At 63.3% G+C, this 4,189-nt stretch carries 6 protein-coding genes; all 6 read left to right on the top strand.

Annotated elements, in window-relative coordinates:
• Positions 1 to 398 (top strand): GNAT family N-acetyltransferase (locus J0I64_RS02600; RefSeq protein ID WP_291406066.1); only part of this gene is annotated, 398 nt, incomplete at its 5' end.
• Positions 399 to 506: 108 nt separating this feature from the next.
• Positions 507 to 1,454, top strand: coding sequence for a signal peptide peptidase SppA (gene sppA, locus J0I64_RS02595; protein ID WP_291406065.1), 948 nt, complete (start codon positions 507 to 509; stop codon positions 1,452 to 1,454).
• 36 nt (positions 1,455 to 1,490) lie between these two features.
• Positions 1,491 to 1,772, top strand: coding sequence for an integration host factor subunit beta (locus J0I64_RS02590; protein WP_035084445.1), 282 nt, complete (start codon positions 1,491 to 1,493; stop codon positions 1,770 to 1,772).
• 42 nt (positions 1,773 to 1,814) lie between these two features.
• A complete protein-coding gene (locus J0I64_RS02585; protein WP_291406064.1) occupies positions 1,815 to 2,177 on the top strand; it encodes a LapA family protein in 363 nt (120 codons plus the stop codon).
• Between the two features lie 73 nt (positions 2,178 to 2,250).
• Positions 2,251 to 2,898, top strand: coding sequence for a phosphoribosylanthranilate isomerase (locus tag J0I64_RS02580; protein ID WP_291406063.1), 648 nt, complete (start codon positions 2,251 to 2,253; stop codon positions 2,896 to 2,898).
• A 43-nt stretch (positions 2,899 to 2,941) separates the two neighbouring features.
• Entirely contained in the window at positions 2,942 to 4,156 is a 1,215-nt protein-coding gene (gene trpB, locus J0I64_RS02575) for a tryptophan synthase subunit beta (RefSeq protein WP_291406062.1), read from the top strand.
• Positions 4,157 to 4,189: the final 33 nt, after the last annotated feature.

Raw genomic sequence — 4,189 nt, 5'->3', positions numbered from 1 at the left:
TTCTGGCGGAAAAGTTCTCGCTCTACCGCAATGGCTGCTACATTCTCGAGGTGTCCGAAAAGCCGGCCGGCTATGTGCTGAGCCATCCCTGGACCCGCGGCTCGCTGCCCGCGCTCGATGCACTGATCGGCGCCCTGCCCGCGGCGCCCGACACGTTTTACATCCACGACCTTGCCCTTCTGCCGGTCACCCGCGGTGTCGGGGCGGCAGGACAGATCGTCGCGGCCCTCACCAAGCACGCCCAGGCCATGGCGTTTCCCAGCATGAGCCTCGTTGCCGTCAACGGCTCCGTGCCCTTTTGGGAAAAGCAGGGTTTTGTCACCGAAGATCATCCCAAGCTGGCCGACAAGCTGGCCGCCTATGAGGATGCGGCGCGCTATATGGTGAAAGCGCTGTAGTTTTACGGCAAGGTATCGGCGAGCACCCAGGCTCAAAACAACCCGATACGTCTGGTCGTTTCGGCTCAGCCGTGTATGGTCGCTGGCAGATTTCTGCAGGACCTTGCCGTGACCCAGTTTCCTTCTTCCGACGCGCATGAGGCGCTGGCTGCCGACAGATTCCGCCGCTCGCGCGGGCGCTGGCGCATCTTTGCCCTCGTCCTTGCCGTCGCGGTAGTCCTGGCGCTGCTCGGCCGTTTCGCCCTGCCCGACAAGGGCGCCAATGGCGCCATCGCGCGGATCACCATCGATGGCACCATCTCGACCAACGCCGCTCGCCAGAAAATGTTTGAAGGCCTGATCGAGGACGATAGCGTCAAGGCTGTCATCGTCGCCATCAATTCCCCCGGCGGCACCACGGCCGGTGGCGAGGAACTCTACGAATCCCTGCGCCGCCTCAGCGCCGAAAAACCGACGGTTTCGGTGATCAACGAGCTGGGCGCCTCGGCCGCCTATATGACCGCCATCGGCACCGATTACATCTTTGCCCGCCGGCTCTCGATCGTCGGTTCGATCGGCGTGCTCTACCAGCACGTCAATGCCGGCAAGCTGCTCGACACCATCGGCATCGGCCTCGACAAGATCGCCTCCGGCCCCCTCAAGGCCGAACCCGATTTCAACGAGCCGCTCGAAGGCGCCCCGCGCGCCTCGCTCACCCAACTTGTCGAAGACAGCTTTGCCTGGTTCGTCGATATCGTCGCCGAACGGCGCGGCCTTGCCCGTCCCGCGGCGCTGGCGCTTTCGGACGGCCGCATCGTCACCGGTCGCGTGGCGCTCGATGCGGGACTGATCGACGCACTTGGCGGAGAAGTGGAAGCCATTGCCTGGCTCGAGAGCGAAAAGGGCATTGCCGAAGACCTGCCGGTCTATGCCGCATGGCCCCTGCCGGACGAGGGCTTTGGCTGGATCGGCCGTTTGCTCGGTAGTTCGGCCCGCACGGCGCTCGGAATCTCGGGCGAAGGTCCTGTGATGCTTGACGGTTTGGTTTCGCTTTGGCAGGTTGGAACGAACCCCTAAGCCAAGGGGCATGCGTCTTGGAGACCGGAGCCTTTCATGATCAAGTCTGAACTTGTCGAGAAGCTCGCTGCAGAGAATCCGCACCTGTTCCAGCGCGATATCGAAAACATCGTCAACGCCATTCTCGATCAGATCGGGGATGCCATGGCGCGCGGTGATCGTGTCGAGCTGCGAGGCTTCGGCGCTTTCTCCGTCAAGAACCGTCCGGCCCGCGTCGGGCGCAACCCCCGCACCGGCGAACAGGTCGATGTCGAGGAAAAGTATGTGCCCCAGTTCAAGGCCGGCAAGGAAATCCGTGAGCGGCTCAATCGCGAATAAGCGCGTTCCGCTCCGGCACCGTTAGATAGTTCGGAAGACTGCATGGTCAGCAAGATCGTTGGTTGGCTGGTTCTGGTCCCGCTTTGCGCGGTATTGGTGGCCTTTGCCCTCGCCAACCGCCAATTGGTGGCCATCAACGTCAATCCTTTTGCGGCGCCCGCTGCGGCCGATGCGGCCGGCTACGGCATTCCGCTTTTCGTCATCCTCTATGTCATGCTGCTGATCGGCGTGCTGCTCGGCGGCACTGCAACCTGGTTTGCCCAGGGGCAGCACCGCAAGCGCGAACGCCAGTGGCGTCGCGAAGCACAGGCGCTCAACCAGGAGCTGGAAGCCCAGCGGCGGCGCCAGGGACAGGGCGGCGGCAGCGCCCTTTCCGAAGTCGACGAAATTCTGGACCTGCGGTGATCGGTCGGCGCCGCTCGTCCCCATGACCCAGCCCCGACTCCCAGCATCCGAACCCTGAGTTCCGACTATTCCGATGGCCGATCCCCTGATCATCAAAATCTGCGGCATCAAGACTTTCGACATGCTCGACGTGGCCATTGCGGCCGGCGCCGACATGATCGGCTTCATGCATTTCGCCCGCTCGCCGCGCCACGTGCCCATCGACATGCTGGGCGAACTGATCTCTGCTGCGCGCGGGCAGGTCGAAAGCTGCGTCGTGCTGGTCAATCCCGACAACAGCTCGGTTGCTGAAATTGCGGCGCTCGGTCCGGACTGGATCCAGCTGCATGGCCCGGAAAGCCCGCACCGAGTGGAAGCCATCCGCGCCGAGGCCGGCGTGGAGATCATGAAGGCGCTCCCCATCGGCTCGGCCGAAGACGTGGCTCAGGTCGCAGGCTTTGCCGGCATTGCCGATCGCGTCCTGCTCGATGCCAAGCCACCCAAGAATGCCGACCGGCCGGGGGGCCTGGGGGAAAGTTTTGACTGGTCGCTCCTCAAGGCGCTTGACCCGTCCATCCCCTTCATGCTTTCCGGGGGCCTGACGCCAGACAACGTCGCACAAGCCATCAAGACCGTCGCCCCTTTGGGCGTGGATGTGTCTTCCGGCGTGGAGCGTGCGCCCGGCATCAAGGACAAAAGGCTGATCGAAGCGTTCATTCGCAACGCCCGCGCGGCCGGTTAAGGATCGTTTGCCGGGTCTTCTCGGCGACGCCGAGAGGTTTCAAATGGACGGCACGAATTCCCTGCGCAATGGCCCGGACGAGCACGGCCGCTTCGGGCTCTATGGCGGACGTTTCGTCGCCGAAACGCTGATGCCGCTGATCCTCGACCTCGAAAGGGAATATCGGGCGGCCCAGGTCGATCCCGCCTATCAGGCCGAACTCAAGGACCTTGCTACCCACTATACCGGCCGTCCGAGCCCGCTTTACTATGCCGAGCGCCTCAGCAAGCACCTCGGCGGCGCAAAAGTCTGGTTCAAGCGCGAAGAGCTGAACCACACCGGCTCGCACAAGATCAACAATTGCCTCGGCCAGATTCTTCTCGCCAAGCGCATGGGCAAGACCCGCATCATCGCAGAAACCGGCGCCGGCCAGCATGGCGTGGCGACGGCGACGGTGTGCGCCAAGTTCGACCTGCCCTGCACCATCTTCATGGGCGCCACCGACGTCGAACGGCAGATGCCCAACGTCCTCCGCATGAAAATGCTCGGCGCCGAAGTGCGCCCGGTCACCGCCGGCGCCGGTACGCTGAAGGACGCGATGAACGAGGCGCTGCGCGACTGGGTCACCAATGTCGAGAGCACCTACTATCTGATCGGCACGGCCGCGGGTCCCCATCCCTATCCGGAAATGGTGCGCGATTTTCAGTCGGTAATCGGCAAGGAACTGAAAGAACAGTTTCACGCGCTCGAGGGCAAATTGCCCGATGCTGTGGTCGCCTGCGTCGGCGGCGGCTCGAACGCCATCGGCACGTTCCACGCTTTCCTCGATGATCCGGCAGTTGCCATCTACGGCGCCGAAGCCGGTGGCCATGGCATCGACGTCGAAAACGGCCACGCCGCCTCGATGACCGGTGGCCGCCCCGGCGTGCTGCACGGCAATCGCACCTATCTCCTGCAGGATGCCGACGGCCAGATTCTCGAAGGCCACTCCATTTCCGCCGGCCTCGACTATCCCGGCGTCGGGCCCGAACACTCGTATCTGCACGACACCAAGCGCGTCACTTACGTGCCGATCACCGACAATGAAGCGCTCGAAGCCTTCCAGCTCTGCACCAAGATGGAAGGCATCATTCCCGCGCTCGAAAGCGCCCATGGCTTGGCACAGGTGATCAAGCTCGCGCCGACAATGGGCAAGGACCAGTCCATCGTCCTCTGCCTTTCCGGTCGCGGCGACAAGGACGTCGAAAGCGTCGGCAAATATCTGGGGCTGTTGAAGTAATGACCACTCGTATCGACCGCGCCTTTGCCGCCG

It is taken from the genome of Devosia sp., assembly GCF_017307565.1.
Classification (GTDB): Bacteria; Pseudomonadota; Alphaproteobacteria; order Rhizobiales; family Devosiaceae; genus Devosia.
The sequence above is the reverse complement of the archived record's forward strand: the minus strand, read 5'-3'. Positions and strand labels throughout refer to the sequence as shown.

Bases quoted from the DNA above. Each gene is read 5' to 3' on its own strand.
- J0I64_RS02590 (WP_035084445.1), top strand. From the start codon at position 1,491: ATGATCAAGTCTGAACTTGTCGAGAAGCTCGCTGCAGAGAATCCGCAC.
- trpB (WP_291406062.1), top strand. From the start codon at position 2,942: ATGGACGGCACGAATTCCCTGCGCAATGGCCCGGACGAGCACGGCCGC.
- J0I64_RS02580 (WP_291406063.1), top strand. From the start codon at position 2,251: ATGGCCGATCCCCTGATCATCAAAATCTGCGGCATCAAGACTTTCGAC.
- J0I64_RS02585 (WP_291406064.1), top strand. From the start codon at position 1,815: ATGGTCAGCAAGATCGTTGGTTGGCTGGTTCTGGTCCCGCTTTGCGCG.